The 26,700-nt window shown below is 66.6% G+C and carries 26 protein-coding genes; 14 read left to right on the top strand and 12 right to left on the bottom strand.

Annotated features, from left to right (window positions below; translation table 11 throughout):
* Positions 1–112 precede the first annotated feature (112 nt).
* The 5 genes from VF631_RS00200 to VF631_RS00220 all read right to left on the bottom strand — a co-directional run bounded on the left by VF631_RS00200 (position 113) and on the right by VF631_RS00220 (position 6,990).
* Positions 113–1,339, bottom strand: coding sequence for a M16 family metallopeptidase (locus VF631_RS00200; RefSeq protein ID WP_431848243.1), 1,227 nt, complete (start codon positions 1,337–1,339; stop codon positions 113–115).
* A gap of 171 nt (positions 1,340–1,510) precedes the next feature.
* Positions 1,511–4,954 carry a chromosome segregation protein SMC gene (gene smc, locus VF631_RS00205; protein ID WP_431848244.1) on the bottom strand — a complete coding sequence of 1,148 codons (3,444 nt, stop codon included), beginning with the start codon at positions 4,952–4,954 and terminating at the stop codon, positions 1,511–1,513.
* Positions 4,955–4,982: 28 nt separating this feature from the next.
* Complete coding sequence (locus VF631_RS00210; RefSeq protein ID WP_431848245.1) at positions 4,983–5,669, bottom strand: thioredoxin domain-containing protein; 687 nt, start codon at positions 5,667–5,669, stop codon at positions 4,983–4,985.
* On the bottom strand, positions 5,669–6,412 hold the full coding sequence (locus VF631_RS00215; protein ID WP_431848246.1) for a DsbA family protein: 744 nt from the start codon (positions 6,410–6,412) through the stop codon (positions 5,669–5,671). Before VF631_RS00215 ends, VF631_RS00210 begins: the two co-directional genes overlap by 1 nt.
* Before the next feature lie 2 nt (positions 6,413–6,414).
* Entirely contained in the window at positions 6,415–6,990 is a 576-nt protein-coding gene (locus VF631_RS00220) for a DUF721 domain-containing protein (protein ID WP_431848247.1), read from the bottom strand.
* 41 nt (positions 6,991–7,031) lie between these two features.
* On the opposite strand from VF631_RS00220, the gene mutY reads away from it, so the two are divergent.
* From mutY to VF631_RS00240, 4 genes are all read left to right on the top strand, one after another.
* Entirely contained in the window at positions 7,032–8,045 is a 1,014-nt protein-coding gene (gene mutY, locus VF631_RS00225) for an A/G-specific adenine glycosylase (RefSeq protein ID WP_431848248.1), read from the top strand.
* The gene (gene nudC, locus VF631_RS00230) at positions 8,042–8,905 is read left to right on the top strand and encodes an NAD(+) diphosphatase (RefSeq protein WP_431848249.1); all 864 of its coding nucleotides are present in this window, start codon (positions 8,042–8,044) and stop codon (positions 8,903–8,905) included. The genes mutY and nudC overlap by 4 nt, the downstream gene beginning before the upstream one ends.
* A 100-nt stretch (positions 8,906–9,005) precedes the next feature.
* Positions 9,006–9,722, top strand: a complete 717-nt coding sequence (locus VF631_RS00235) for a c-type cytochrome (protein ID WP_431848250.1) — start codon at positions 9,006–9,008, stop codon at positions 9,720–9,722.
* 13 nt (positions 9,723–9,735) lie between these two features.
* Positions 9,736–10,182, top strand: coding sequence for a DUF1801 domain-containing protein (locus VF631_RS00240; RefSeq protein ID WP_431848251.1), 447 nt, complete (start codon positions 9,736–9,738; stop codon positions 10,180–10,182).
* Between the two features lies 1 nt (position 10,183).
* On the opposite strand, the gene VF631_RS00245 is transcribed toward VF631_RS00240, so the two are convergent.
* Both VF631_RS00245 and VF631_RS00250 read right to left on the bottom strand, forming a co-directional pair.
* Positions 10,184–11,068 carry an LOG family protein gene (locus tag VF631_RS00245; RefSeq protein ID WP_431848252.1) on the bottom strand — a complete coding sequence of 295 codons (885 nt, stop codon included), beginning with the start codon at positions 11,066–11,068 and terminating at the stop codon, positions 10,184–10,186.
* A gap of 48 nt (positions 11,069–11,116) precedes the next feature.
* Positions 11,117–11,755, bottom strand: a complete 639-nt coding sequence (locus VF631_RS00250) for an extensin family protein (RefSeq protein ID WP_431848253.1) — start codon at positions 11,753–11,755, stop codon at positions 11,117–11,119.
* A 136-nt stretch (positions 11,756–11,891) separates the two neighbouring features.
* On the opposite strand from VF631_RS00250, the gene VF631_RS00255 reads away from it, so the two are divergent.
* From VF631_RS00255 to serA, 4 genes are all read left to right on the top strand, one after another.
* On the top strand, positions 11,892–12,509 hold the full coding sequence (locus tag VF631_RS00255; RefSeq protein WP_431848254.1) for a ferric reductase-like transmembrane domain-containing protein: 618 nt from the start codon (positions 11,892–11,894) through the stop codon (positions 12,507–12,509).
* The gene (locus VF631_RS00260) at positions 12,506–12,802 is read left to right on the top strand and encodes a PepSY domain-containing protein (RefSeq protein ID WP_431848255.1); all 297 of its coding nucleotides are present in this window, start codon (positions 12,506–12,508) and stop codon (positions 12,800–12,802) included. The genes VF631_RS00255 and VF631_RS00260 overlap by 4 nt, the downstream gene beginning before the upstream one ends.
* A 121-nt stretch (positions 12,803–12,923) precedes the next feature.
* Positions 12,924–14,078, top strand: a complete 1,155-nt coding sequence (locus VF631_RS00265) for a phosphoserine transaminase (RefSeq protein WP_431848256.1) — start codon at positions 12,924–12,926, stop codon at positions 14,076–14,078.
* 93 nt (positions 14,079–14,171) lie between these two features.
* Positions 14,172–15,749 carry a phosphoglycerate dehydrogenase gene (gene serA, locus VF631_RS00270; RefSeq protein WP_431848257.1) on the top strand — a complete coding sequence of 526 codons (1,578 nt, stop codon included), beginning with the start codon at positions 14,172–14,174 and terminating at the stop codon, positions 15,747–15,749.
* A gap of 3 nt (positions 15,750–15,752) precedes the next feature.
* Here serA and VF631_RS00275 read toward each other — a convergent pair whose 3' ends face one another.
* A complete protein-coding gene (locus tag VF631_RS00275) occupies positions 15,753–17,843 on the bottom strand; it encodes a RelA/SpoT family protein (protein ID WP_431848266.1) in 2,091 nt (696 codons plus the stop codon).
* A 138-nt stretch (positions 17,844–17,981) separates the two neighbouring features.
* Here VF631_RS00275 and VF631_RS00280 point away from each other — a divergent pair, with 138 nt between their 5' ends.
* Positions 17,982–18,452 carry a winged helix-turn-helix transcriptional regulator gene (locus VF631_RS00280; RefSeq protein ID WP_431848267.1) on the top strand — a complete coding sequence of 157 codons (471 nt, stop codon included), beginning with the start codon at positions 17,982–17,984 and terminating at the stop codon, positions 18,450–18,452.
* A gap of 47 nt (positions 18,453–18,499) precedes the next feature.
* Here the strand turns inward: VF631_RS00280 and rpoZ are convergent, their stop codons facing one another.
* A complete protein-coding gene (gene rpoZ, locus VF631_RS00285; protein WP_431848258.1) occupies positions 18,500–18,841 on the bottom strand; it encodes a DNA-directed RNA polymerase subunit omega in 342 nt (113 codons plus the stop codon).
* A 118-nt stretch (positions 18,842–18,959) separates the two neighbouring features.
* Here rpoZ and VF631_RS00290 point away from each other — a divergent pair, with 118 nt between their 5' ends.
* A complete protein-coding gene (locus VF631_RS00290; RefSeq protein WP_431848259.1) occupies positions 18,960–20,132 on the top strand; it encodes a phospholipase D-like domain-containing protein in 1,173 nt (390 codons plus the stop codon).
* Positions 20,133–20,157: 25 nt separating this feature from the next.
* Here the strand turns inward: VF631_RS00290 and VF631_RS00295 are convergent, their stop codons facing one another.
* A complete protein-coding gene (locus VF631_RS00295) occupies positions 20,158–20,775 on the bottom strand; it encodes a class I SAM-dependent methyltransferase (protein WP_431848260.1) in 618 nt (205 codons plus the stop codon).
* Positions 20,776–20,948: 173 nt separating this feature from the next.
* On the opposite strand from VF631_RS00295, the gene VF631_RS00300 reads away from it, so the two are divergent.
* Positions 20,949–22,220 carry an MFS transporter gene (locus VF631_RS00300; RefSeq protein WP_431848261.1) on the top strand — a complete coding sequence of 424 codons (1,272 nt, stop codon included), beginning with the start codon at positions 20,949–20,951 and terminating at the stop codon, positions 22,218–22,220.
* On the opposite strand, the gene VF631_RS00305 is transcribed toward VF631_RS00300, so the two are convergent.
* Positions 22,189–24,483: a CDC48 family AAA ATPase gene (locus tag VF631_RS00305; RefSeq protein WP_431848262.1), complete on the bottom strand. Its 2,295-nt coding sequence runs from the start codon at positions 24,481–24,483 to the stop codon at positions 22,189–22,191. The two genes, VF631_RS00300 and VF631_RS00305, sit on opposite strands and share 32 nt — an antisense overlap.
* Before the next feature lie 424 nt (positions 24,484–24,907).
* On the opposite strand from VF631_RS00305, the gene VF631_RS00310 reads away from it, so the two are divergent.
* A complete protein-coding gene (locus VF631_RS00310) occupies positions 24,908–25,795 on the top strand; it encodes a LysR substrate-binding domain-containing protein (RefSeq protein ID WP_431848263.1) in 888 nt (295 codons plus the stop codon).
* On the opposite strand, the gene rpmB is transcribed toward VF631_RS00310, so the two are convergent.
* Complete coding sequence (gene rpmB, locus VF631_RS00315; protein ID WP_431848264.1) at positions 25,792–26,091, bottom strand: 50S ribosomal protein L28; 300 nt, start codon at positions 26,089–26,091, stop codon at positions 25,792–25,794. The two genes, VF631_RS00310 and rpmB, sit on opposite strands and share 4 nt — an antisense overlap.
* A 214-nt stretch (positions 26,092–26,305) precedes the next feature.
* Between rpmB and VF631_RS00320 the strand changes: the two genes are divergently transcribed.
* On the top strand, positions 26,306–26,578 hold the full coding sequence (locus VF631_RS00320; RefSeq protein WP_431848265.1) for a hypothetical protein: 273 nt from the start codon (positions 26,306–26,308) through the stop codon (positions 26,576–26,578).
* Positions 26,579–26,598: 20 nt separating this feature from the next.
* A partial coding sequence (locus tag VF631_RS00325) for a YqaE/Pmp3 family membrane protein (RefSeq protein ID WP_431848268.1) occupies positions 26,599–26,700 on the top strand: 102 nt, incomplete at its 3' end.

Below are 26,700 nucleotides of genomic sequence, written 5' to 3' on the forward strand. Positions count from 1 at the left end.
CGGTGCTTACGCCAGAAGCGTCATCACCCGCATCGAGGGGGCGATGACGCTCCCCCTCTCCCCAACCCCTCCCCCGCAAAGGGGGGAGGGGCTTATCCTGTGCCGCTTTCAATTATGCCGCCCTCACGGCGGGGAAGCCGATCGTGGCGCGGGCGCGCAGGCCGGCCAGCATGGCAGCGCCGGCGGCGCGCACCTCGTCCAGAGTGACGGCATTGAGCTCGGCGATTACTTCCGCGGGCTCGACCAGGCGACCGAACAGGGAAAGCTGGCGGGCGAGATAGTGGGCCTGGCCCCAAGGGCTTTCGACCGACATGAGCAAACCGGCCCGCGCCTGAGTTCGCACGCGCTCCAGCTCGCGCGGGGTGGCCGTATCAGCGGCTGCGGCGAGCACATCCTCGATCAGCTGGGCGGCGGAAGCGGACTCGCGCCGCGCGGTCGCGGCGTAGATGTAGAACAGGCCGGCATCCGAATAAGGGTGCACTTGCGAGTAGACCGAGTACGCGAGGCCGCGTTCCTCCCGCACCTGCTGGAACAGCCGCGAGGACATTCCGCCGCCGACAATGTCCGAGAAGAAGCGCGCCGCGAAATAGTCGGGCGCGAGCTGGGCCGGCGCGGGCCAGGCCAGCGCGAGATGGGCCTGCTCGGCCTTGGAGCGCCCGACGCGAGCGCCGCCGGTGAAGCGCGCGGGCTCCGGATCGGCAAGCGCACCGACGGGAAGATCGCCAAAGTGCTGCGCCGCCAACGCGACGAAATCATCGTGAGCCACCTTGCCGGCCGCGACTAGATAAAGGCTGCCGGCGCGGTACTGGCAGCGCCGCCAGGCGTGCAGGTCTTCCAGCGTGATCGCCTCGATGCTGGTCTCGTCGCCCAGCACCGGCCGGCCGAGCGGCTGATCGCCGAACGCCGCCGACCAGAGATCGTCGAAGATGATGTCGTTTGGCGTGTCGCGCGCCTCGCCAAGCTCCTGGAGCACGACATCCTTTTCGCGCTCCAGGTCGGCGGGCACGAAGTGCGGGCGCTGAATCAAGTCGGCGATCAACTCCACGGCAAGCGGCACATGCTCGGCCAGCACCGACGCCGTGAAATTGGTGCCGTCGCGATCGGTGCTGGCGTTGAGATCGCCGCCGACATCCTCGATCGCCTCGCTGATCTCCCGCGCCGAACGCCCGCCGGCACCTTTGAACACCATATGCTCGAAAAGATGGGCGAGACCGTTGAGGCGGGCCGGCTCGTGGCGGGAGCCGGTGTCCGCGTAGAGCCCGACGGCGGCGGTCTCCAGCCCCGGCATGAAGCGGGTGGCGACGCGAAGGCCGCTGGGAAGCGTGGTGAGCTGCATCATGGAGCGCCGGGACTTAGGTTTTCGTCAGGCGCGGCGCAACCTAAGCTCCCTCTCCCCAGCGGGGAGAGAGTTGGGGTGAGGGGTTCTGAGTCGGAAGTAATCCCAATAGGTTCGACGCCCGCTGAACGCTCGCTCCCCCTCACCCAACCCTCTCCCCGCCCGTGAGAGGGCTCACTCCGCCGCCAGCAGCTGCTCGGCGCCGCCAAGATCCACGCTGACCAGCCGGCTGACGCCGCGCTCGATCATGGTCACTCCGAACAGGCGGTGCATTCGGCTCATCGTCACCGCATTGTGCGTGACGATCAGGTAGCGGGTGTCGGTCTCACCCGTCATGCGGTCCAGAAGGTCGCAAAAGCGCTCGATATTGGCATCATCCAGGGGCGCATCGACTTCGTCGAGCACACAGATCGGCGCCGGGTTGGTAAGGAAGAGGGCGAAGATCAGCGCGATCGCGGTCAGCGCCTGCTCGCCGCCGGACAGCAAGGTGAGGGTGGCGAGGCGCTTGCCGGGAGGCTGGGCGAGGATCTCCAGCCCGGCTTCGAGCGGATCGTCGGATTCGACCAGCTCGAGGCGGGCTTGGCCGCCCTCGAACAGGGTGGTGAAGAGGCTGCGGAAATGCCCGTTCACGGCTTCGAATGCGGCAAGCAGCCGGGCGCGGCCTTCTCGATTGAGGCTGCCGATCGAGCCGCGCAGGCGATTAATCGCCAGACCCAGTTCGTCGCGCTCGGCCGCAATCGACGCGCGGCCCTCCTCCAGCTCGGCAAGTTCGCGTTCGGCGACGAGGTTCACGGGGCCAATCCGCTCGCGGTCGGCGGCGAGGCGGTCGAGGGCGGCGGATTCCTCAGCGACCGCACGGAGCGAGCTTTCGTCGAAGCCAAGCTTGCCGGGCAGGAGAGGGGGCGGGCACTCGAAACGCTCGCCCGCGATCCGGCCCATCTCGATCCGGCGCATCTCCTGGTTTTCGGCCCTTGCAAGCGCGCCGGCGCGCACCTCGCGGGCGAGGGCAAGCGCCTCACCGGCGTCGCCGAGGCGGGTTTGCGACTGGCGGAGCTCGGCTTCGGAGACTCGCTCCGCAGCCAGGCCGGCCTCTGCTGAGCCGGCTGATTCCTCCGCCTCGCGCGCGACGCGCTCGATCTCGGCGGAAAGCGCAGCCGGCAGCTCGGCGAGGCGGTCGACCTCTTCCTCGGCGGAAGCGATGCGGCGGCCGAGATCCGAATGACGCCTGGCCGCTTGTGTGGCGCGCACGGCCCAATCGGCGCTCTCCTTCGCGGCCGCGTCGGCGCGCTGCTTGTCCGCATCAACCGCGCGGGCGTGGGTGGCGGCTTCGGCGCGGACCTCGGCGAGGGCGCGACCGGCCTGCTCGGCGGCTGCACGGAGGCCGGCAACGTTCGCCTCGGTTAGCCTCGCGTCGGAGAGACCGCGCACCCGCTCCTCGGCGGCGGCGAGCGCCCGCTCCGCATCGGCCAAATCGACCTCGGCATGGCAGACCCGCTCGGTCATTCCGGTCCGGCGCAGCTGCAGGCGTTCGAGCGCGATGGCAGCGTTATCTTCCTCACGCATGGCTTCCCGAATCAGCGCGCTCGCCTGAGCCTCCTCGCGCGACGCGGCTTGGCCGGCCTGGACAGCTGCGGCCATTGCTGAAGCCGCCGTGGCGCTCCGCTCCTGCTCGGCCGCGAGTTCGGCCGTGGCTTGGGGCAGCGCCAGCTCGATCTCCGCAAGCCTGTTAACCCGGATCAGCCGTTCGGCGGCCGCCGCGCCCTGCCCGGTGGCGACAAAGCCGTCCCAGCGTCGTAGCGAGCCGGCGTAAGTGACGAGGCGCTGCCCGGCGGCGAGCAGGATGGAACCGTCATCCGTTTCGACCACGCCGATCTGAGCAAGACGACGGGCGAGCGCGGGTGGGGCCTCGACGTGATCGGCGAGCGGCTCCACGCATAACGGCAAAGGCGGGTCGCCGGACTGAAGCTCGCCGCCCGACCAGCGGCGCGCGCCCTCGCTTGCGATCGCAGCTTCCAAATCGTCGCCGAGCGCGGCGGCCAGGGCCCGCTCGTAGCCGGGGGCTGCCTTCACCTGATCGAGGGCCCGAAGCTGCGTCCCTCCGTTTTGGACCGCCTTGAGCAGCGCTCTGGCTTCAGCTTCGAGCGCGGTGAGTGCGGCCCGAGCAGCCGCGACATCGCTTTCCGAGCGGTCGCGCTCGACAGCGGCGCTCGCGCGCGCCCGTTCCGCCTGCGCCGACGCTTCCGTCGCGGCTGCAAGCCGCGTCTCAGCGGCTTGGCGCTTGGCTCGGGCGGTGAGCCGCGCCTCGGTCAGCGGCGCTTCGTCCCCGAGTTCGGCCAACTGCGAGTGGAGGCGAGCGACCTCAGTGCCCGCGCGAGCGTGCTTGCTTTGTGCGGCGTCCAGGGCGCCGGCGGATATCCGCGCTTCGGCCTGCTCGGCGGCGTGGCTGACCCGGGCTCTTCCGAGGGCGGCTTCGGCTTCGCGCCAGGCATTTTCCAGTGCGACGCTGCGGGAGGCTATGGTCGCGCGGGAAGCCTCCGCCTCTGCGAGGCGAGCGGCAATCGCGCTCCGCTCCTCCTCCAATCGGCTGAGCGCAGCGCGCGCATCGTCGGCGAGCGCCGCTTCGCGGGCTCTGTCGGCAAGCAGGGCAGCGCGTCCATCGGCCAGTTCCCGAATTCGCCGGCCGATTGTCTCGTGCTCGGTCTCGAGCGTGGCGAGCCGGTGGGCAAGGCTTGTCGCCTGCTCGCGCGCGGCCTGCGCGGCGGAGCGCAAATCGGCGAGCGCGCCGGCCGCGTCAGCGTGCGTGGCCGCTGCGTTGCGCTGCGCTTCGGCCGTGCGCTCGACGGCGGCGGCGGCGAGTTCCGCTTCCTGCTTCGCCGCATCCGCGGCCCGCGAGGCATCCCGCCAGCGCGTGAAGATGAGGCGCCCCTCCGCCGCCCGGATCTGCTCGCTGAGGCGGCGATACCGCTCGGCGGCCTTTGCCTGCCGCTTGAGCGCAGACGCGCGCACCTCCATGTCGGCGATAAGTTCGTCGAGCCGGGCGAGGTTCGCCTCCGTCGCTCGAAGTTTTCCCTCGGCATCCTTGCGGCGGACGTGAAGGCCGGCGATCCCGGCCGCTTCCTCCAGCATCTGTCGCCGCTCGGTCGGGCGGGCGGAGATGACCTGCGCAATCTTGCCCTGGCTGACCAAGGCGGGCGAGTGGGCCCCGGTCGCCGCGTCCGCGAACAGGAGAGCGACATCCCTGGCGCGAACGTCGCGGCCGTTGACCCGGTAGGCCGAACCGGCGCCGCGCTCGATCCGGCGGGTGACTTCGACCTCGCCCGCTCCCGCCACCTGGAGGTCGCCGGACAGCTCACCGCCGTCGCCTTCGAGGAGCATCGAGACTTCGGCGAAGTCGCGGCAGGGGCGGGTGGCGGTGCCGGCGAAGATCACGTCGTCCATGCCCGCCCCGCGCATCGACTTGGGGCTGGATTCGCCCATCACCCAGCGGATCGCTTCGAGGACGTTGGACTTGCCGCAGCCGTTCGGCCCCACGACGCCGGTGAGGCCCGGCTCGATGCGCAGTTCCGCGGGCTCCACGAAGCTCTTGAAGCCCGAGAGCTTGATCCGCTTTATCCGCACCTGCGCGCCCCCCGACGCATGCGGACCGCTAGCCGCCCTGTTTCAGGAGCGGCTCCAGCGAGGCCCATTCATGCGCGTCCGACTTGCGCCCGTTGATGAGAAAGGTGGGCGTCCGCTGAACACCAAGCGCGTTGGCCGCCTGGTACATCTGGACGAGGCGGTTGAGACCAGCCTTATCCACCAAGCACGCCCTGGCCCTGGCCGGCGCTACGCCCGATTGCGCGGCGATCCCGGTCAATCCCCCGATCTCTGCAATCCGCACGAACTTCTGGGTATCGGGGAGGGAGGCGTATGCCTCGCTTTGGGCCGCGACCTTGCCGAGCCAATCGGGCTGAGTGGCGTAGACTCGGTCCACCATCTGGAAGAAACCGCGCGGCCCCGCGCAGCGGGCGAGCAGGGACGCGCTCACATCGGCCGCGTTCAGCACCATGTTGCGGAATTCGAAGCTGACCCGGCCCGAACGGATATAGCTCGGCAGGCCCGCTTTGGATTCCGCGCTGAACGCGGCGCAATGCGAGCAGGTCAGCGAACCGAATTCGACCAGCTTGACCGGAGCGGCGGGATTGCCGAGCCGGAAGCCGCCTTCCGGCGTGGCGGTGACGGTGCGGGTCCAGTCGCGGGCGGCTGGGGCGGCTGCTTTTCGCGCCGGCGCGGCAGCTTGGCTTCCGGCTGCACAGAGCAGGGCCGCGGCCGTGATGATCGCGAGCGAGCGCATCAGCCGCCCACCGCTGCCTTGATCTGGGGCTCGAGCGTCGCCCAGTTGGCGGCATTCGGCACGACACGGTTGTTGATCAGGAAGGTCGGCGTTCCGGTGATGTCATAGTCGCGCGCTGCGGAAGAGGTCCCATCGACGAGGCTCTGCAACGCGCCCTGGTCAGCGAGGCAGGCCTGCGCTTTTTCCGCCGGAACGCCCCTCACTCGCACGAACTGAAGCAGGCCGGCCTGGTCCGCATAAATGGAAACTGCCTGGCTTGGCTGTGCGGCCTGAAGCTGTTGCTGCGCGGCCGGCGACATGGACTGGAGCTTGCCGAGCCAGTCGGGCTGCGCCGCGAAGAGCTGTTCTGAAAGCTGGAAGTATGGGCCCGGGCCGCTGCAGCGGCTGAGCAGGGCCGCCGCGAGATCCGCAGGATCACGCACGAAATTACGCAGCTCGAAGCTGACCTGACCCGTCTTTACATATTTGTCGACGAGGTTGGGGAAGCCCTGTTCGGCAAAGTTCGCGCAAGCGCCGCAGGTCAGCGAGGCGAACTCGACGACCTTTACTGCCGCATCCGGATTGCCCATCACGAACCCGCCCTGGGGCGTCGCACTGACGACATCCGTCCAGCTCTTGCCGGCCGGCGCCGGCACGGGGGCGACCGGCCCGGAGCTCGAGGTCGAACCGCCTTCGCTCCCGCTTCCGCATCCACCGAGCGTCAGCGCAAGGCCAAGTGCAGCGCCAGTCATCAATGCCTTCATTCCTACCTCTTCAGTTTGCCGACGATCGGGATCGTCATCATCTGCAATGCGGCGGCCTCATCGCGCGCACCGATCCCGCGCGCAACCGCCGCCATGACCTCGCGCAATTCCGGATCTTCGATCTCGCGCAGACTTTCTCCCAGATCGGCGGGCACCGGGCGAAGCGAAGACGGCGCGACGCGCGCCTTGGCCCTGGAAAGCTGAACCACGCCTTGCCTGAAGGCGAGGCGCGCCACCGCCTGATAACCGAAGAAGCGGTTGACCCGCTCGACGATCACCGGCGCGACATGCTGCATGGTGGGCGCATGGGCGCCCTCGACCACCAAGGTCAGCACGCCTTCCGAGCGCTTGCCCGGCGGGAAGCGGATCGATTCGGGAGAGGACACGCCGGCATAGCGCTCGCCGACGATCTCGCGCCAGCGGCTGACGATCGAGGACTGGACGAAGCCGAAGCGGCGAAACGCGGCGCGGCCGACGTCGGGCAGCAGATCCGACACGGATCGGGCGCGCAGCGAACGCTGCGGCGCTTCCGGCTGCCTGCGACCTGACCCACCCGACTTGCCCATCGCGCGCAGCATGGCATAGCCGGGGCGTGACCGTCGAGTTCTGTCTTAACCTTTTGCGCTGGTACGACTCCAATGCCCGGTCCTTGCCGTGGCGGGTAACCGACGGCAGCCGCACCGATCCGTACCGGGTGTGGCTGTCGGAGATCATGCTCCAGCAGACCACGGTGGCGGCCGTCCGGCCATATTTCGAGCGTTTCACGGCGAGATGGTCGACGGTGGAAGCGCTGGCCGCCGCCGAAGACGCCGAGCTCATGGCCGCATGGGCGGGGCTCGGCTATTATGCCCGTGCCCGCAACCTGCTGGCCTGTGCCCGCAAGGTTGTGGCCGAGCATGAAGGGTCGTTCCCATGCACCGAGGCGGAGCTGCTGAAGCTCCCGGGCATCGGCCGCTACACGGCCGCCGCGATCGCCGCGATTGCCTTTAGCAAGCGCGCGGTTGTGGTCGACGGCAATGTCGAGCGCGTCGTGGGCCGGCTGTTCGCGGTCGAACAGACGCTGCCGGCGGCCAAAGCGGAACTGTATCGGCTTGCCGAGAAGATCACGCCGACGAAGCGCCCCGGCGATTTCGCGCAGGCGATGATGGACCTTGGCGCCACGATCTGCACACCGCGCGCGCCGCGATGCGGCGCTTGTCCGGTTTCGCCGCAGTGCCAAGCCTTTCACCTCGGCCGGCCGGAGGACTTTCCCCGCAAGGCCCCGCGAAGGGCCAAGCCGCACCGGCAGGGCAGGGTCTACTGGCTGGAGCACGAGGGCGAAGTGCTGCTGGTCCGACGCCCGGCAGAAGGCTTACTCGGCGGGATGCTGGCGCTTCCGACAGGCAGCTGGTCGGAAGCGCTGGCCGAAGACGGGGTCCCTGCTGCCGCCCAATGGGAGGATGCGGGCGCCATCAGCCACGTCTTCACTCATTTCTCGCTGACCTTGAGCCTTGCCTGCGCGATCCCGGAGCGGCGTGACGCGCAGGGCATCTGGTGGCCGGTCGACCGGATTGGCGAGGCAGGCCTGCCAACCGTCTTTGCCAAGGCGGCGGAACGTGCCCTTCAGTGGCAGTCAGGGCTGTTCGGAAGATGATTTCTCCCGGCTTCACCGGCGCCGCGATTGATCGCGCCGATCATCTCAGGTTGAAGCCGGAGCGAATCGCGGAGCTCGAAGCGCGCCCCCAAGCGCGCCTGCTTCGCCTCGCCGACCTTGATCCGGTGCTGGACGAAGCGGGACGCCTGGGTTGGGACTCGCTCGATCGGCGGCCGGAGGGGGCCGAGCTCATCTTTCTCGGTCTGGACAAAGCCCGACCGCTGTTCGCCCCGTTGCGCCGACTTGCGGCGGGTCAGCGCGCCTGGAGCGTGTTTCGCCTGCTCGCAATCATGTCGGCCGAGGACGCCGCGCTGTGGGGCACCGCCCGCGCGCTGGTCGAGTGGCACAATCGCCATCGTTTCTGCGCAAACTGCGGCTCGCCTTCCGAGCTGTTCCGGGCCGGTTGGGGCCGAAGCTGCTCGGCCTGCGCCGTCGAGCATTTCCCGCGCGTCGATCCCGTCGTGATCATGCTGGCAGAGCATAGCGGCCGCGTGCTGCTCGGGCGCCAGCCGCAATATCCGGCGGGCCGTTATTCCGCGCTGGCCGGATTCATGGAGCCCGGCGAATCGATCGAGGAAGCGGTCGCCCGCGAGCTCAAGGAGGAAGCGGGAATCAGCGTCACGAACGCCCGCTATGTCGCAAGTCAACCATGGCCGTTTCCCGGCTCGCTGATGATCGGCTGCTTCGCCGAAGCCTTGGAAGACCACCTCACCTTGGACCAAGACGAGCTGGAGGACGCGATGTGGGTGGACCGGGCCGGCGTCCGGGGCGCGCTTGCCGGCGAAGTCGCCGCCCCTTTCCTCGCGCCGCCGCCATTCGCGATCGCGCATACGTTGCTGGCAACCTGGTTGGCTTCCTGACCGGCTTGCCCCTCGCGCTCGGTCTTCGTAAAGGAGCGCGAACGTTCCCGGTGCGCCCTGTTGCCTTGGCTGCGCCCCTCAAGCTTTCGAAAGGTCTGTGATGGACGATCGCTTCAACACGATTGCGGGCTGGGCCCTCGGCGCGGGCATTATTGCGCTCGGAGCGTCCATCGTCACCGGCGAAGTGTTCTACGCCGAGCGACCGGAAAAGATGGGTTATCCGATCGAGGGCGTCGAGGAAGAAGGCGCTGCTGGGAAGGACGCCGACCAGCCAATCGCCTTTTACCTCGCTTCGGCCGATCCGCGGCTCGGCGAGCAGGTGTTCAAGAAGTGCGCGGCCTGCCACAATGCCGCGCCGGGCGGCGCCAACGCGCTGGGTCCGAATGTCCACGGCATAATGGGCGCTCCGCTCGCGGCTAAGCCCGGCTTTGCTTACTCCGACGCCTTGAAGGGCAAGGGCGGCACCTGGACCTGGGATGCGATGGACGCCTGGCTCAAATCGCCGAAGGGCTTCGCGCCTGGCACGAAGATGACTTTCGCCGGCCTCTCAAAGCCCGAGGACCGCGCCAACCTGCTCGCCTGGCTCAACCAGCAGGGCAGCAACCTGCCGCTCCCGCCGCCCCCCAGCGCAGCCGACAATCCGGCGCAGGTCGCGGCCGAGGCATCCGATCTGCCTGCCGGCGGCGACAAGGGCGAGGACGAGCCGATCCTGACCGAGGGCCAGGCCGCCAAGCAGCCTGAAGGGCGCGTCATGGGCGATGCGGCAACCAGCACTGCCGGTCGCGAAGAGCAGGCCAAACAGAGCAAGTCCGAATAGGAGGCGCGGGGGGGTGGTCAGCAGCAAGGCAGCCACCCCGGAGGACTACATCGCCGAGTTGCCCGCCGAACGGCGCGCGCTCGTGTCGCGCATCCGCGACCTGGTGAACGCCAACCTGCCCGACGGTTATGTCGAGCGGATGAACTGGGGAATGATCAGCTGGGAAGTCCCGCTCGATCGCTATCCGGCAACCTATAACGGTCAGCCGCTCGGTTATGCTTCGCTGGCTGCCCAGAAGAACCACACGGCGCTGTATCTGAACTGCGTCTATGCTTCGGCAGAACGCACGGAGCGCCTTAAGCAAGCCTGGGTCGCCGCCGGCAAGAAGCTCGACATGGGTAAGTCTTGCCTGCGGTTCAAAGGCGAGGATCAGCTCGCCGAGGATGTGCTTGCCGATACGATCCGCGCGATACCGGTGGATGCGTTCATCGCCGACTACGAGGCGGGGCGGGCCAAGTAGCTTAGGTGACGCATTCCGGCATCTGCTCGGTGCCGAGATAATGGTCGCAGATGTAGGACCAGGCTTCATCGGCGGTCTCGACCATCTTGAACAGGTCGAGGTCGCGGGCGGAGATCACGCCTTCCTCGACCAGCGCCGGGAAATTGATGACGCGGTTCCAATATTCCGATCCGAACAGCACGATCGGAAGCGGCTTGATCTTGCCGGTCTGGATGAGGGTCAGCAGCTCGAAACATTCGTCGAAAGTGCCGAAGCCGCCGGGGAACACCGCAACCGCGCGGGCGCGGATCAGGAAGTGCATCTTGCGCAGCGAGAAATAGTGGAACTGGAAGGAGAGCCCCGGCGTGACATAGGGGTTGGGGAGCTGCTCGTGAGGCAGCACGATGTTGAGCCCGATCGAATCCGCGCCTTCGTCCAACGCGCCGCGATTGGCCGCTTCCATGATCGATGGCCCGCCCCCTGAGCAGACCACGAAATGCTTGTTGCCATCCGCGTCCGGCCCGACCCTGCTAGCGAGGCGGGCGAGCTTGCGCGCCTCATCGTAGAAGCGGGACTTCTCCTTGAGCCGCTCGGCGATAAGCCGCTGCTCGTCGGTCGACGCCGCCTCGATCAGTGCATCGGCCTTGTCCGGCTCTGGAATGCGTGCGGAGCCGTAGATCACGAACGTGGACGCGATCCTTGCTTCGTCGAGCAGCACCTCAGGTTTCATCAGCTCGAGCTGAAAGCGCACCGGCCGCAAATCGTCGCGAAGCAGGAATTGATCGTCCTGGAAAGCTAGCTTGTAGGCAGGGTGCTCGGTCTGCGGGCTGGACGCACCGCCGGCTGCAATTTCGGCTTCTTCGCGGGCGGGAGAGAACAGGCGCTTGGGGGGAACGGGATCGGTCATCGCCGCCCCATAAGCACAGGGCGGCCCAGCCGGAAGTCTTTAGCGCGCTTACCTGCAGTAAGGCCCGCGACCCATGTCGAAGTGGAAGTGATCGTGATGCTGTGCATTGGCCTCGGGTCCGAGCCCGACCGGGAAGCGGCGGCAACCGGCCTGGTGGATCTGGCGCAGGAACTGCCGCGTCCGCTCGTCATCGGCATCCCAGCCGTCCTTGACGGTGACGCGGCGGCCGCCTTCGAGGACGAAGGCCGAGATGTCGACCGCATTGGCGAGCCCATGCTCGCTCAGCCGCGCGCCTGCCTGTCCATTGACCGGGCGGCATGCGTAAGTGCCGAAGGTCTCGATCCGGACGATCCGCGCGCCGAGCCAACGCTCGGCCGCGGGCTGCACCGCCTCGCGGGTCCAGCGGGCGAAGGTGCGGGCCAGCGGGCAGGTCATCGCGCCGAGATGGGCGACGGGCGTCCCAATCTCCTTGAGCTGCACCGCGCCCAGCGCGCTGCAGCCGCCCTCAAAGTTGCGGTCCGGCAGTGCGCGAAAATCCACGCCTTCGCGGCGCAGGTCGGCGTGGCACTGGAGCGTTGTCTCGCCAGCCTTGTCCGCCTTGGCGCGCGCGGGCCGATCCGGCGCGTCGACCTTTGGAATGCAGGCAGCCGCGAGCAATGCCCCCAAGATGATCCCCCGCCTCCACATGGTCGCAGGCTGGGATGGTCCGGGCAAATCGGTCAAGACGGCGCGAGTCGGGCCGTTCGCGTCTTGAGCCGAGCTGTTGTTGCGAACGCTTCGCAATAATCTTGCCGCCTGAGCGGTATGCCGCTACAGGCCAGTGGTGACCGCGTTCGTCCGTCTACTGGCAATCAAGCCCCTGCTTTGGGTTCTGCTCGCTATTCCAGGCGCGCTGATGGTCAGGGCCGCGCTGGAGCCCGGAATTATTTTCGAAGACCTGCTGCATCCCAGCGGCGAATGGTCGGCCCGCCTCTTGATTGTCGCCCTCATGCTGACGCCCTTGTCCAGGCTGCTGCCGGGGCATGGCTGGGTGCAATGGCTGCTGCGTCGGCGGCGAGCCTTCGGAGTGGCCGCCTTCGCTTACGCCTTGCTGCACCTGCTCTTCTACCTGCTGGAGATGCAGACGCTTCGCGACATCCTTGCGGAGATCGGGGCGCTCGGCATCTGGACGGGTTGGCTCGCCTTCATGCTGATGGTGCCGATCGGGCTCACCAGCAACGATGCGTCGATGCGTGCGCTCAAGGCGGGCTGGAAGCGGCTGCAGCGCCTCGCCTATCCGGCCGCCCTGCTCACGCTCGCGCACTGGATGTTCGTCCACGACAACATCGTCGCCGCCTTGATCAACTTCGCCCCGCTCGGCCTGCTTCAGGCCTGGCGGATCGTTCGGGGCCTCCGCCCCGCAGCTTCTCACCCTCGATCAACACTGGAGCTCACATCATGATGACACGCCTGTTCCTCGCCGCTGCCGCCCTCGCGGTCGCCTCGCCCGCGCTCGCAACCGGCAAGATGACCTGCAAGGCCGGCCCGCAATCCGGCTGGAAAAGCCAGGACGCGCTCAAGGCGAGCTTGGTCAAGCAGGGCTGGCAGGTGCGCAAGTCCAAGGTCGATGGCGGCTGCTACGAAGTTTACGGCACCGATCCGCAGGGCAACCGCGTCGAGGCTTATTTCCATCCGGTTAGCTTCGAGAAGCTGCTGGTCTCGCGCCGCGGGCAGGTGCTGTTCCGGAAGAAGTAAGAGCTGGCTGATCCCACACGGATCGGATCACGGTCGTTGACAGGCCCCGGACAGGCCTTATCCCTGTCCGCGGGCCACGCCGTCCCAACGCGGCGCGCGCTCTCTGCGAGGAGAGACTGACATGACTGCCGAGCGACCGGGCGAGAAGCCTGCGCGTCCCTATTTTTCTTCCGGCCCGTGCGCCAAGCCGCCCGGCTGGGCTCCGGAACATCTGCCGCACGGCTCGCTTGGACGCTCGCATCGCTCCAAGATCGGCAAGGCGCGACTGGCGCACGCGCTCGAGCTCAGCCGCACCATATTACACCTGCCCAAGACGCATCGGATCGCGATCGTGCCCGGATCCGACACGGGCGCGGTCGAGATGGCGATGTGGTCGCTGCTCGGCGCCCGGACGGTGACCATGCTCGCCTGGGATAGCTTCGGGGAGGGCTGGGTCACGGACGCCGTCAAGCAACTGAAGCTCGATGCGACCGTGCTGCGCGCGCCCTATGGCCAGCTTCCGGACCTCTCCGCCGTCGACCCGGCGAGCGATGTCGTGTTCACCTGGAACGGCACGACTTCGGGCGTGCGGGTGCCGAACGGCGAGTGGATCAGCGATCTGCGCGAGGGGCTCACCATCTGCGACGCCACGTCTGCGGTGTTCGCGGCCGATCTGCCCTGGGACAAGCTCGATGTCGTCACCTACAGCTGGCAAAAGGTGCTGGGCGGCGAGGGCGGCCATGGCATGCTCATCCTGGGGCCGCGGGCGGTCGAGCGGCTGGAAAGCTACACGCCGCTCTGGCCGTTGCCCAAGGTTTTTCGTCTGACCAAAGGCGGCAAGCTGGTGGAAGGCGTTTTCCAAGGCGAGACGATCAACACGCCCTCCATGCTCGCGGTCGAGGACTATATCTGGGCGCTCGAATGGGCGGAGTTGAAGGGCGGCCTCTACGAACTGATCGCCCGCGCCGATGCCAACGCGGACGCCCTCGATGTTTGGGTTCAGGCAACGCCCTGGGTCGAGCATCTTGCCCCCGATCCGGCGACGCGCAGCAACACCAGCGTCTGCCTTCGCTTTGCGGAGAGCGCCGTGCCGGGGCTCGACTCCGACGCCGAGATGGCGATCGTTAAGAAGATGGCGAGCCTGCTCGAGGCGGAAGGTGTCGCCTTCGACGTTGCGAGTTATCGAGACGCTCCGCCCGGCTTGCGCATCTGGTGCGGCGCGACCGTCGACACCGCTGACATCGAGGCGCTAGGCCCTTGGCTGGACTGGGCCTTCCACGAGGTGACTGCCGCTTAAAGCCTGTCGTGCTCCTGCGAAAACAGGAGCCCAGCCCCGCCTCCCACTGTGCTCCTGCTTGCGCAGGAGCACACTGTCCTAGGACATTCTGACATGCCCAAAGTTCTGATTTCCGACCAGATGGACCCCAAGGCCGCCGAGATCTTCCGATCGCACGGCGTGGAGGTGGACGAGCGGCCCGGCCTGTCCAAGGACGAGCTCAAGGCGATCATCGGCGGCTATGACGGGCTCGCGATCCGTTCGGCCACCAAGGTCACCGCCGACGTGCTGGACGCCGCCACCAACCTGAAGGTGGTTGGCCGCGCGGGAATCGGGGTCGACAATGTCGACATCCCGGCCGCCTCGGCCCGCGGCGTTGTCGTGATGAACACGCCGTTCGGCAATTCGATCACCACCGCCGAGCACGCCATCGCGCTGATGTTCGCGCTCGCCCGCGAGCTTCCGCAAGCCGACGCTTCCACCCAGGCGGGCAAGTGGGAGAAAAACCGCTTCATGGGGGTGGAGCTCACCAGCAAGACCCTCGGCCTGATCGGCGCAGGCAACATCGGCTCTATCGTCGCGGACCGGGCGCTCGGCCTCAAGATGAAGGTGATCGCCTACGATCCATTCCTCACGCCCGAGCGCGCCCTCGCGCTGGGGATCGAGAAAGTGGAGCTCGATGACCTGCTCGCCCGCGCCGATTTCATCACGCTTCATACGCCGCTGACGGACCAGACCCGCAACATCCTTTCGCGCGACGCGCTCGCCCGCACTAAACCCGGAGTGCGGATCATCAACTGCGCTCGTGGTGGTTTGATCGACGAAGCGGCGCTCAAGGAGGCGCTGGAGAGCGGCCAGGTCGCCGGCGCCGCGCTCGATGTCTTCGCCGAAGAACCGGCCAAGGCGAGCCCGCTGTTCGGCACACCCGGCTTTGTCGCCACCCCGCACCTCGGCGCCTCCACCAGCGAGGCGCAGGTCAATGTCGCGATCCAGGTGGCGGAGCAGATGGCGGACTACCTGATGTCCGGCGGGATCACCAACGCGCTGAACGTGCCCGCTCTGTCCGCCGAGGAAGCGCCCAAGTTGCGGCCCTATATGGAGCTGGCGAACCAGCTCGGGGCGCTCGTCGGACAGCTCGACGGAGGCCCCCTGTCCGGCATCTCGATCGAGACCGAGGGCGCGGCTGCCACCCTCAATCAGAAGCCGATCACCAGCGCGGTGCTGGCGGGCGTCATGCAATCCTACTCGGCCACTGTGAACATGGTGAACGCACCCTACCTCGCGAAGGAGCGCGGCCTCGATGTGCGCGAAGTCCGTCACGACCGCGAGGGCGACTATCACACCCTGTTGCGCGTCACTGTCGCCACCCCGGAGGGGGAGCGATCCGTGGCCGGCACCTTGTTCGGCAATGCCGCGTCGCGCCTGGTCGAGATTTTCGGAATCCGCGTGGAGGCAGAGCTCACCGGGGAGATGATCTACATCGTCAATGACGACCAGCCCGGCTTCATCGGCCGCCTCGGCACCGCGCTCGGCGAGGCCGGGGTCAATATCGGCACGTTCAACCTCGGCCGACGCGCCGCGGGTGGCGAGGCGGTGGCGCTGGTCTCCGTCGACGGGCATATCGGCGCGGAGATCATCCGCGATCTGGAGAAGATCCCAGGCGTGCGGGCGGTCAGACCGCTTCGCTTCTGACCTTCAAATCCGCTCTGCGGTCGACACCACTTCCGTCGCCCGCAGCGCGGCGAGGATGCGCATCAGGTGCGGAACGTCGTGCACCTCAAGGCCGAGCGTGAAGGTGTGGAAGCTGCCGTCACGCGCCTTCTGGTCCAGGCTGACGATATTGGCGCCGTGATTGCCCAGAATGCTGGTGATGACCGCGAGCGATCCGGGCTCGTTCTTGATGACGATGCACAGTCGCGCGGTGCCGCCGTCCGATTCGTTGCCCCAGGCAAGATCCACCCAATCGGCGTCGATGCCGTCGGCCAGCCGATCGCAGCCGATCGCGTGGACCTCGATTCCGGTGCCTTCACGCCTCAGACCCACGATCCGATCACCGGGGATCGGGTGGCAGCATTCGGCGAGGGTGAAGGCGACGCCGGGAGTCAGGCCCTTGATCGAGATCGCCTGGCGCTGTGGCGGCGGTTTGACCTGACCTTTTCCCGCTGAGCCGGGCAGCAAGGCCTCCATTACCTGGACATCGTCGATGCGTTTGAGCGCAATCGCTTCCATCAGCGCATCGTCGTCGTGGAGATGCAGGCGGCGCAGCGCTTCCGCGATGGCCTCCCAGCCCAGCGGCACCGGCAGGCGCTGGACGATCTCGTCGAACAATTTGCGGCCAAGGGCGATCGTCTCCTCGCGCTCCTTGGATTTGACGAAGCGGCGAATCTTGGCCTTGGCCTTGCCGGTCACGACGAAATTGAGCCAGGTCGGCTGCGGGTGCTGGGCCTTCGAAACGAGGATCTCGACCTGGTCGCCATTGTCGAGCGGCGTCCGGAGCGGCATGACGCGCCCGTTCACCTTGGCGCCGACCGTCTGGTCGCCAAGGTCGGTGTGGACCGCATAAGCGAAGTCGACCGGAGACGCGCCCTTGGGAAGCTGGATCAGTTCGCCCTTCGGCGTGAAGGCGAAGATCCGGTCCTGGTACATCGCCATTCTTGTATGTTCGAGCAGCTCTTCCGCGGACCCGGCATGGTCGAGTATCTCGACCAGGTCGCTGATCCAGGGGTGCTGCGTCCGGGCGGCTTCGTCTTTGCCCTCCTTGTAGGCCCAATGGGCGGCGAGGCCGTGTTCGGCCTGAGCGTGCATGTCTCCGGTGCGGATCTGGATCTCTATCCGCATCTGCTCGTCGTGGATCACCGAGGTGTGCAGCGATTTGTAGCCGTTTCGCTTCGGGGTGGAGATGAAATCCTTGAAGCGGCCGGGCACCATCGGCCAGCGGCCATGGATCAGTCCAAGCGTGCGGTAGCAATCCTCTTCGGTCCCGACGATTGCGCGAAACGCCATCACGTCGGAGAGTTGCTCGAAGCTGACGTGCCGCTCCGCCATCTTTCGCCAGATGGAATATGGATGCTTCTCGCGGCCCTGCACCTGCGCTTCGATGCCGCTCGCCTCCAGATGCGCCCTGATGCCGCGCCCGATCCGATCGATCAGGTCGCCGCCGCCCTTGTGGAGTTGCTCGAGCCGCTTGGAGATCGACTGGTACGCGTCGGGTTCGAGCTCGCGAAACGCGAGCGTCTGCATCTCGGTCATGAACTCGTACATGCCGATCCGCTCGGCGAGCGGGGCGTAGATGTCCATCGTCTCGCGAGCGATCCGGCGGCGTTTCTCGGCGTTGGCGATGAAGTGCAGCGTGCGCATGTTGTGAAGCCGATCGGCCAGCTTCACCAATAGAACGCGGATGTCGCCGGACATCGCCAGAAGGAACTTACGAAGATTCTCGGCCGCCCGCTGGTTTTCGCTCTGCGCCTCGATCTTGCTGAGCTTCGTGACCCCGTCCACCAGCCGCGCGACATTCGGGCCGAACAGCCGCTCCACTTCCTCGGGCGTGGCGACGGTGTCCTCGATCGTGTCGTGCAGGATCGCGGTCGCGATCGTCTCGTCATCGAGACGAAGGTCGGTCAGGATGCCGGCGACTTCGATCGGATGGCTGTAATAAGGATCACCCGACGCTCGCTTCTGCGATCCATGCGCTTTCATTGAAAACACGTAGGCGCGATTGATCAGTGCCTCGTCGGCGTCAGGGTCGTAGGCGCGGACCCGTTCTAATAGTTCATATTGCCGCAGCACCCGGCCAAGTTGGGTCTCGCGCTGCTGCGTTGCAACAGAAAACGCGGGTAGCATCGGATTCGCCCGCCGGACGTCGACTTCGCTTCCAGCGCGAGCGGTATGACAAAGACCGTGGAATGGCGTAACCGATCGGAGATCATGTCATCCGAGGACCATCAAGCAACGCCAACTCATTGCGCCATCCCGGCCGCGTTGGAAGCGGTCGGGGAGCGCTGGTCCTTCCTGATCCTGCGCGGCGCATTCAACGGACTGCGCCACTTCGAGGAATTCCAGTCGACGCTTGGGATCGCCCGCAACATCCTGTCCAACCGGCTGGCGCGTCTGGTCGAGCACGAGATCCTGAGCCGCGAGCCGGATCCGGCGGATCGGCGCCGTGTGGCTTATCGCCTGACGGAGAAGGGGCGCGAGCTGCTCCCCGTCCTGCTTGCGCTTCGGCAATGGGGCGACAGATGGATCTGCAAGACGCCGAGCAATCCCGTCCTGATCGATCGCGCGAGCGGGCAACCGGTTGCACCGATCTGCGTCCGCGCTGCTGACGGCCGGCCGCTCGCGTTGCACGAACTGGATTGGGTCGACCGTTCTACGCTGGGCGACGATCAGGCTCGCTGAAGCGTAAGCTCAGGACAGCTCAACGGGTCCGAGCCGAGCCTGGAAGCTCAGTCGTAATCGCCGCCAAGATTGGTGTTGCGCGGCGGCGCGGCGGCCGTGAGGCGAAGCGCTTCGGCAGACGCGCTGAGAGAGCCCATCTCATCCACGGCATCCTCATCATCGACCTGCACCTTTTGCAGGTTTCCGATCACCGCTTCCTCCAGATGCTTGGGCTTGACGGTCTGCTCCGCAATCTCGCGCAGCGCCACGACCGGGTTCTTGTCGCGATCGCGATCGATCGTCAGTTCCGCGCCACCGGAAATCTGCCGGGCGCGCTGTGCGGAGAGCAGAACCAGGTCGAACCGGTTCGGGATCTTGTCGACGCAATCTTCAACAGTGACGCGCGCCATCGGGCAGCTCCGCTATAAATCAGGCTATCGGGGAAAGGCGCGAGCTAGGCTCGCCTCGGCGCAATGTCAAGATTTTCAGGGGTTGCGCCGCGCCCGGCGCCGGATCATCTGCCCAGCCATGGCCGATGCCGAACCCACACAACAGGCGACGGACGTGGCTGCGACCGTGGACGGCAACAGGCTGAAGCTGCTTTCCGACGGGCCAGCGCGGCTCGAGGCGTTGATCGACCTCATCGGAAGCGCACGCGAGAGCCTGCGCGTCCTTTACTATATGTTCAACGCCGATGCGTCGGCGACCCGGGTCCGCGATGCCTTGGTTGGGGCCTGCCGTCGCGGCGTTCGAGTGACTCTTCTGATAGACGGCTTCGGCAGCGGCGCGGGTGAAGATTTCTTCCGGCCCCTGCTGGAGGCGGGCTGCGGCTTCTGCCGGTTCAGCGCGCGGTTCGGCCGAAGATACCTGTTGCGCAACCATCAAAAGCTTGTGCTGGCCGACGAAAGGCGCGTCATCATCGGCGGGTTCAACGTGTCCGACGATTATTTCGGGACCGTGGAGAGCGGCGCGTGGCGTGACCTGGGGCTCCACGTCGAGGGCCCCAGCGTCGCCTGCCTGAGCCGCTACTTCGACAATCTGTTTGCCTGGGCGGGGAAGCCGCGCGGCCGCATCCGCGAGCTGCGCCGCATGCTCCACCAGAGCAGCGTCACCGAAGGCAAGCTCCATTGGCTGTTCGGCGGACCCACGAGGCGGCTGAGCCCCTGGGCGCGCGCGGTTCGACACGACATGCGCACCGCTGCGCGCCTGGACATGATCGCGGCTTATTTCTCGCCCGGCCCCGGCATGCTTCGCCGCATCGCGGGCGTCGCCCGACGCGGACGGGCGCGGGTCATCACCGCCGCCAGATCGGACAACAACATGACGATCGCCGCCGCGCGGAACACCTATTGGTGGATGCTGAAACGCGGGGTGGAGATTTACGAGTACCAGCCGACGAAGCTGCATACGAAGTTGTTCGTGGTGGACGACGCGGTTCACATCGGATCGGCGAATTTCGACCTGCGCAGCCTGTTCCTCAACCTCGAGATGATGCTGCGGATCGAGGATGCCGGCTTCGCCGCCTCGATGCGGGCCTTTGTGGACGGCGAAGTGGCGAACAGCGAGCGCATCACCCGCGACAAGCACCGGGCGCGTCGATCCTTGCTCAATCGCTTGAGGTGGGCAGCGGCCTATTTCGTCGTCGCCGTCGCGGACTATCGGATTTCGCGAGTGCTGAATTTCGGACCTGACGGACGGTAGCCGGGCAGACGGGCCTACCCTCAGCTCAGTGCTTCCAAGCCCAGAAAAGCGTCGCAGGCGGGACGTTGAGCCATTCGAAGCCGCGATCGATGCGATCGAAATGTGGGGCGATGAACTGCCGCACCTTAGGCGAGAATTGATAGACGAGAAAGGCGCCGCCCGGGCGAAGCGCCTCGGCGGTTTGAGCAGCGATAGTTGGGCCGACGCCCGAGGGAAGCGTCGAGAAGGGCAGGCCGGACAGGATGTAATCGGCATGGTCGAAGCCGCAATCCGCCACGATCCCGCGCACGTCCGCGGCCGATCCTGTCACGGCGATCAAGCGGGAGTCGGTGAACTTTCGGCTGATGTATCGGGTGAAATCATCGTTCGTGTCGATCGTGATCAGGGTCGCGTCGGGCGCGAGCCGCTCCAGGATGTGCTGGGTGAAGGTGCCGACACCTGGGCCATATTCAACGAACAGCTTGGTCGAGGCCCAGTCCACCGGGGCCAGCATCTTGTCGATCAGGATCTTGGATGAGGGGATCACCGAGCCGACCATCTTGGGATGCTTCACGAAGCCGACCAGGAACTGCCACAGCGGGCCGCCCGGCGCTCGAAGGGAGAAAGCACGGGCGCGGCGGGCATTTTCTGCGGATATGGTCATTCCGGTTCCAGTCTAATCGTCTTTTCAGGCGCGTTGGCAAAACAACGCCGCAATGGCAAGGCCGGCCCAACGCCCCCTCCAGAAACTCTTTAATCTGGGTCAGGCCGCTCTTGTACGGGACCTTTGATGCAGCGCTTCCCTGATCGCGACATGGGTCGGGAGCGCCCGCGGCAGTGAGGGACCTCGGTTTGGCCCGCGGGCGCTTCGCTCTGTTGTTCGCCATCATGCTGGTCGCGGCGGCAGGAAACACCGCCATGCAGTCGCTGATGCCGTCGATCGGGCGCGAGCTGGGCATTCCCGATCTGTGGGTCGCGGTCGCCTTCAGCCTGTCGGCGATCGCCTGGGTGGTGGCCGCCCCGCACTGGGCGAAGCTTTCCGACAGTCGCGGTCGGCGGGCGCTGATGCGGCGCGGGCTCTACGGCTTCATCATCTCGAACCTGATCTGCGGGTCGGTGCTCGCCGCCGGCCTGGCGGGGCTGCTCGCACCGACATTGGTGTTCGTGGCGTTCACGATCGGCCGCGCGGTCTACGGCATATGGGGTTCGGCATCGCCGCCCGCCGTCCAGGCCTATCTCGCCGCCCGCACCGAAGGCGAGCAGCGGACGAACGCGCTTGCGGCGATTTCCTCCTCGTTCGGACTCGGCACGATTATCGGGCCCGCGCTGGCGCCCCTATTCATCTTCCGCCCCCTCGGACTCTCGGGCCCGCTGATCGTCTTTGCGGCGATTGGGGTGGTGGTGCTGCTGCTGCTGATCTTCAAATTGCCCGACGATACGCCGCGGGGAAGCGCACAAGGCCCTGTCGTCTCCTATCCGGGGCTGGGCGGCGGCGCCGGCTCCGCCGAGATCGCGGCGAGGCCGCGGGGCGCGCTGCGCTGGCGGGACCCGCGCATCTCCGGTTGGCTCGCCGCGGGTGCGATCGGTGGGCACGGCCAGGCGGCGGCGCTCGGCGTGATCGGCTTCCTGCTGATCGACCGGCTCACTTTGCCTCTCGATTCCGCCCAGCAGTGGATCGCGATCGTGTTGATGGTGGGTGCGATCGCCAGCCTGCTCAGCCAATGGTGGCTGATTCCCGCGCTGCGGCTCTCGCCCGGCGAGCTGATCATATGGGGCTCGCTGCTCTCGGCGGCGGGGCTCGGCGTCACCGGGCTCGCCGGCGGCATTTACGGGATCACGCTCGGCTTCGCGCTGGCCTCGCTCGGCTTTGGCCTGTTCCGCCCCGGCTTCACCAGCGGCGCGTCCCTCGCCGTTTCACCCGAGGAGCAGAACCAGGTGGCGGGCATGGTCACCTCGGTCAATGGGGTCGCTTACATCCTCGCCCCAGCAATCGGAGTGGCGCTTTACGGCCTCGCGATGCCGCTTCCGTTCCTGGTGACGGGCGCGCTGATGGCAGGGCTCGCGCTCTGGGTGAGCCTCAATCCGCGCCTTTCGGTCCGCGCGGATTGAGCATGCCGGGCGAGATGAAGCCGATCCCGCCGGTGCTGCTCATCGCGTCCTGCTTCAGGCTGTCCTGGATTTTCTCGTACTCCTTTTCCATCTCGGGCGTGACGGAGGCGCGGGTCTCCTTCAGCGCCCGCTCGAAATGGTCGTGGTTGACCTGGGTGGCGCCGAGAGACTCGCGCAGCGCGAACAGGCCCGCCCGGCGAACGAGGTCTTCCAGATCGGCGCCGGTGAACCGCTCGGTGCGGGCAGCCAGCGTATCCAGATCGACACCGTCGGCGAGCGGCATCTTGCCGGTGTGAATGCCGAGAATGTGGCGTCGCCCTTCGCGGTTCGGCACGGCCACGTAGATGAGCTCGTCGAAGCGGCCGGGGCGGAGCAGAGCCGGGTCGATCAGGTTGGGACGGTTGGTTGCGCCGATGACGACAACTGAGCCGAGCTCCTCGAGGCCGTCCATCTCGGCGAGGATGGTGTTGACCACCCGCTCGGTGACCTGCGGCTCGCCCAGGCCGCCGCCGCGGGCGGGGACCAGGCTGTCGAGCTCGTCGATGAAGATCACCGTCGGCGCGACCTGGCGCGCGCGGGAGAAGAGTCGCGCGATCTGTTGCTCGCTTTCGCCATACCATTTGCTGAGCAGGTCCGACGATTTCGTGGCGATGAAGTTCGCCTCCGCCTCGCGCGCGGTCGCCTTGGCGAGCAGGGTCTTGCCGGTGCCCGGCGGCCCATAGAGCAGGAAGCCCTTGGCGGGGCGGATGCCGAGCCGCTTGAAGGCCTCGGGGTCCTTGAGCGGCAGCTCGACGCCCTCGCGTAGGCGTTCGCGTGCCTCGTCAACGCCGCCGATATCGGCCCAGCCGATCGTCGGCGCCTGCACCATCACCTCGCGCATGGCGGAGGGCTGGACCCGTTTCAGCGCCTCGGCGAAATCCGAGCCCTTGACGGACAGGGTTTCGAGAACCTCGGGCGGAATCGTGCCTTCGCCAAGGTTGATCTGGGGCATGATGCGCCGGATCGATTCGATCGCGGCCTCGCGGGTGAGGGCGGCCAGGTCGGCGCCGACAAAGCCATAGGTGCGGCGGGAAAGCTCGTCCAAGTTGACGCCGCCGTCGAGCGGCATGCCACGGGTGTGGATGCCGAGGATTTCGCGCCGGCCGCGCTCGTCGGGAACACCGACCACGATCTCCCGGTCGAAGCGCCCCGGACGGCGCAGCGCTTCGTCGATCGCTTCTGGCCGGTTGGTGGCGGCGATTACCACCAGGTTCTGGCGCGGCTCCAGACCGTCCAGGAGGGTGAGGAGCTGGGCGACTAGGCGCTTCTCGGTCTCGCCCTGAACCTGGCCGCGCTTGGGAGCGATCGAATCGATCTCGTCGATGAAGATGATCGAGGGGGCTGCCTTGCCGGCTTCCTCGAACAGTTCGCGCAGGCGTTTTTCGCTCTCCCCATAAGCCGAGCCCATGATCTCGGGTCCCGCGATGTGGAAGAAGTTCGCGTCGCTTTCATTGGCGACGGCGCGCGCGAGCCGGGTCTTGCCGGTGCCGGGCGGGCCGTGCAGCAGCACACCCTTAGGCGGATCGACGCCCAGCCGCTCGAATATCTCCGGGTAACGCAGCGGCAATTCGACCATCTCGCGCAGCTGATCGATCGTCGAGCCGATGCCGCCAAGATCGTCATAGGTGACGTCCGCGCGGCGTGTTTCCTTGGCTTCCGTATATTCGGCGCGAAGCTCGACTTCCGTGTTCGCGTCAATGTGGACGATGCCCTTCGGCGCGGTGGAGACCACGGTCAGGCGTATTTCCTGCAATGCATAAGCCGGTGCGTTGAGCATCTGGCGCAGCTCGGGCGGAACGTCCGTGCGCTGCTGGCCTGTCGTGGCGACCACGTCGCCTGCGGTCACCGGCTTCATGCCGAAGCTGCGCTTCAGCGCATTGGCCGAGCCCTGCAGCCGCAGATTCTTCTGGGCCGGCGCGAAGATCACGCGCTGGGCGGACTTGGATTCAGCCTTCCGCAATTCGACAAAATCGCCTGACCCGATTTCCGCATTGGCGCGCTGCAGGCCGTCGAGCCGGATGATCGAGAGCCCCTCGTCTTCAGGATAGGGGTGGACCGCGCGAGCGGGAGTGGAGCGCTTGCCGACCAGCTCGACGACATCGCCTTCCTTGAGACCGAGCGCGTTCATCACGGCGCGGGGCAGGCGCGCGATGCCGCGGCCGCTGTCGTCCGGCCGCATGTTGGCCACCTGCAGCCGTGTCGGCGCGCGTTCCTCGTCAGCCATTTTGTTGTCCTTCATCCGCTCAACAGCCAGATAGGGAAGAACAACCCCGCTTCCACCTCCCGAGTTCATTTGCGGCGCAGTGCGGATGATTGCGCGTGCGGGTCTGGAAAGTGTCGAAGTTGCCGCACAACACAAAAGTTCTGAACGGCGCGCCGGTTGAGGGCGGGCGTGCATTTCGGGATGCTGCAGGCTGACATCCGAGCCGGCTGTAGGACAGAAAAAGGGCCGGCCCCGAAGGACCGACCCATGAAGTTTTTTAGGAGAGGATGCCTGAAAGGCAGGCTGTCTATGGGTCCGCCGCTTTCGTTGTGCAATTGCGAAGGAATGTGTTACGATTGCATCTTTTGCAATCAGGTTTCGGCTGGTTTCCGGAGCAGCAGTTGATGTCAAAGCAAAGTTGCATTGCACAAGAGAGCGCCCGCTGATGCGTCGGCTGCCGCCGCTGACCGCAATCGAGGCGTTCGTGCAGGTCGCGCGGCTGGGCTCGATCAAGGCGGCCGCGGAAGCGCTCGCCTTGTCTTCCCCGGCACTTAGCCGGCGCGTCCAGGCGCTGGAGCGCCACGTCGGCCATCCGCTGTTCGAGCGGCGCCATCAGGCGCTGCACCTCAACCCGGATGGCGAGCGGCTGCTCGCCGGCATCGCGCCGTCGCTGGACGCGCTCGCACGGGCAATGGAGCAGGCGACGGGGGACGGCGAACTGATGCGGCTGCGCCTGGCTGTCCCGCCGCTGTTCGCGTCGCAGCGGCTGATGCCGCACCTGCCCGAGCTTCGCGCTTCCCACCCCGACCTGCATATCGATCTCGACACCGCCGCCCACGGCCTGACCCGCCTTGATGAAGGCCTCGACGCGGCGATCGCGATCACGACGGAAGTCGATCCGCACCTTTATTCGCGCCGGATAGACACCAACTGCGTGGTGGCGATCGGGGCGCGCAGCCTGCAGGACGGCCCGGAGGCGATCAGGAAGCCCGCCGACCTCGCCCGGGCCACCATCTTCCTGCACCGCGACTTGCCCGATACGTGGGATTACTGGCGCGAGGCGGTCGGCCTGCCCGACCTGCAGCCGGCGGCGGTCGACCATTTCGATTCCGGCCAGCTCATTCTCGACGCGGCCGCGCAGGGGCTCGGCGTCGCGTTCATGCTCGAAAGCCATCTGCGCGAAGCGCATGATGACCGGCTGATCCAGCTTTTCGACATCAAGGTCGAAAGCCCGTACAGCTACTGGTTCGCCAGCCGGCGCTCGGCGCTCTCACGCCGGCCGGTCAAGATCTTCCACGACTGGCTGTTCGACGGAGTGCTGGAAAGCGCTTAGGCTGCGGCCTGCTCGCCCGCGCCCTTCTTGGCGATTTCGCGCTTTAGGCGGCGGGCCTTGAGGCTGAGCTTCTCGTCCGAGGTCTTGGCGAGCCAATTGTCGAGGCCGCCGACATGCTCGACCGAGCGAAGGCCGCTCATCGATACGCGCAGCTTCACGCCCCGCTCCAGAGCGTCGGACATCAGGGTCACATTCTGCAGATTGGGCAGAAAGGTCCGCTTGGTCTTGTTGTTGGCGTGGGAAACGTTGTTTCCCACCAGCCGGCCCTTGCCGGTCAGCTCGCAAATCCGAGACATCTTATATCTTCCTGGAATGGGGAGCATCTCTCCCCGGAAAGTGGGCGCGATTAAAGCCGGAAGGCGCTTTCGTCAACCGATATGCTGCACGCCAGCCGCTGGAAAGGTTGCGCAGAGGCCCACTATGCGACCAAGGTCGTTGCGGGTGTGCAACCGATCACCCTAACCTGCGTTATCTGTCGGGCACCCTAATGGGTTCTAGTGGAGGAAATATATGTCACGCAAGCTTCTGGCGGTCATCGCCATCATCGTGGTGATCGCCATTATATTGTTCGCGACCGGATTCTGGTCGGCGGACGTCAAGGAAGGCGCGCTTCCGAACGTGGATGTCAGCGCCGAGGGCGGAGCCATGCCGGAAGTGGACGTCGACTCGAAGGAAGTCGTTGTCGGCACGACCGAGACGAACATCGAAGTTCCCAAGATCGAAACCGAAACCGAGACGGTCGACGTGCCCGCGATCGGCGTCAAGGACAACGGCGAGGAATAAGCGAGGGGAGGGCCGCGAGGGTGACCATAGGACTCATCGTCGCGGCCCTGATCCTGCCGCCGCTGGCCATTTTCATGGCCCGGGGCATTACCCGCAACTTCTGGATATCGCTCGGGCTCACG

The organism is Allosphingosinicella sp. (genome assembly GCF_036387615.1).
Taxonomy (GTDB): Bacteria; Pseudomonadota; Alphaproteobacteria; order Sphingomonadales; family Sphingomonadaceae; genus Allosphingosinicella.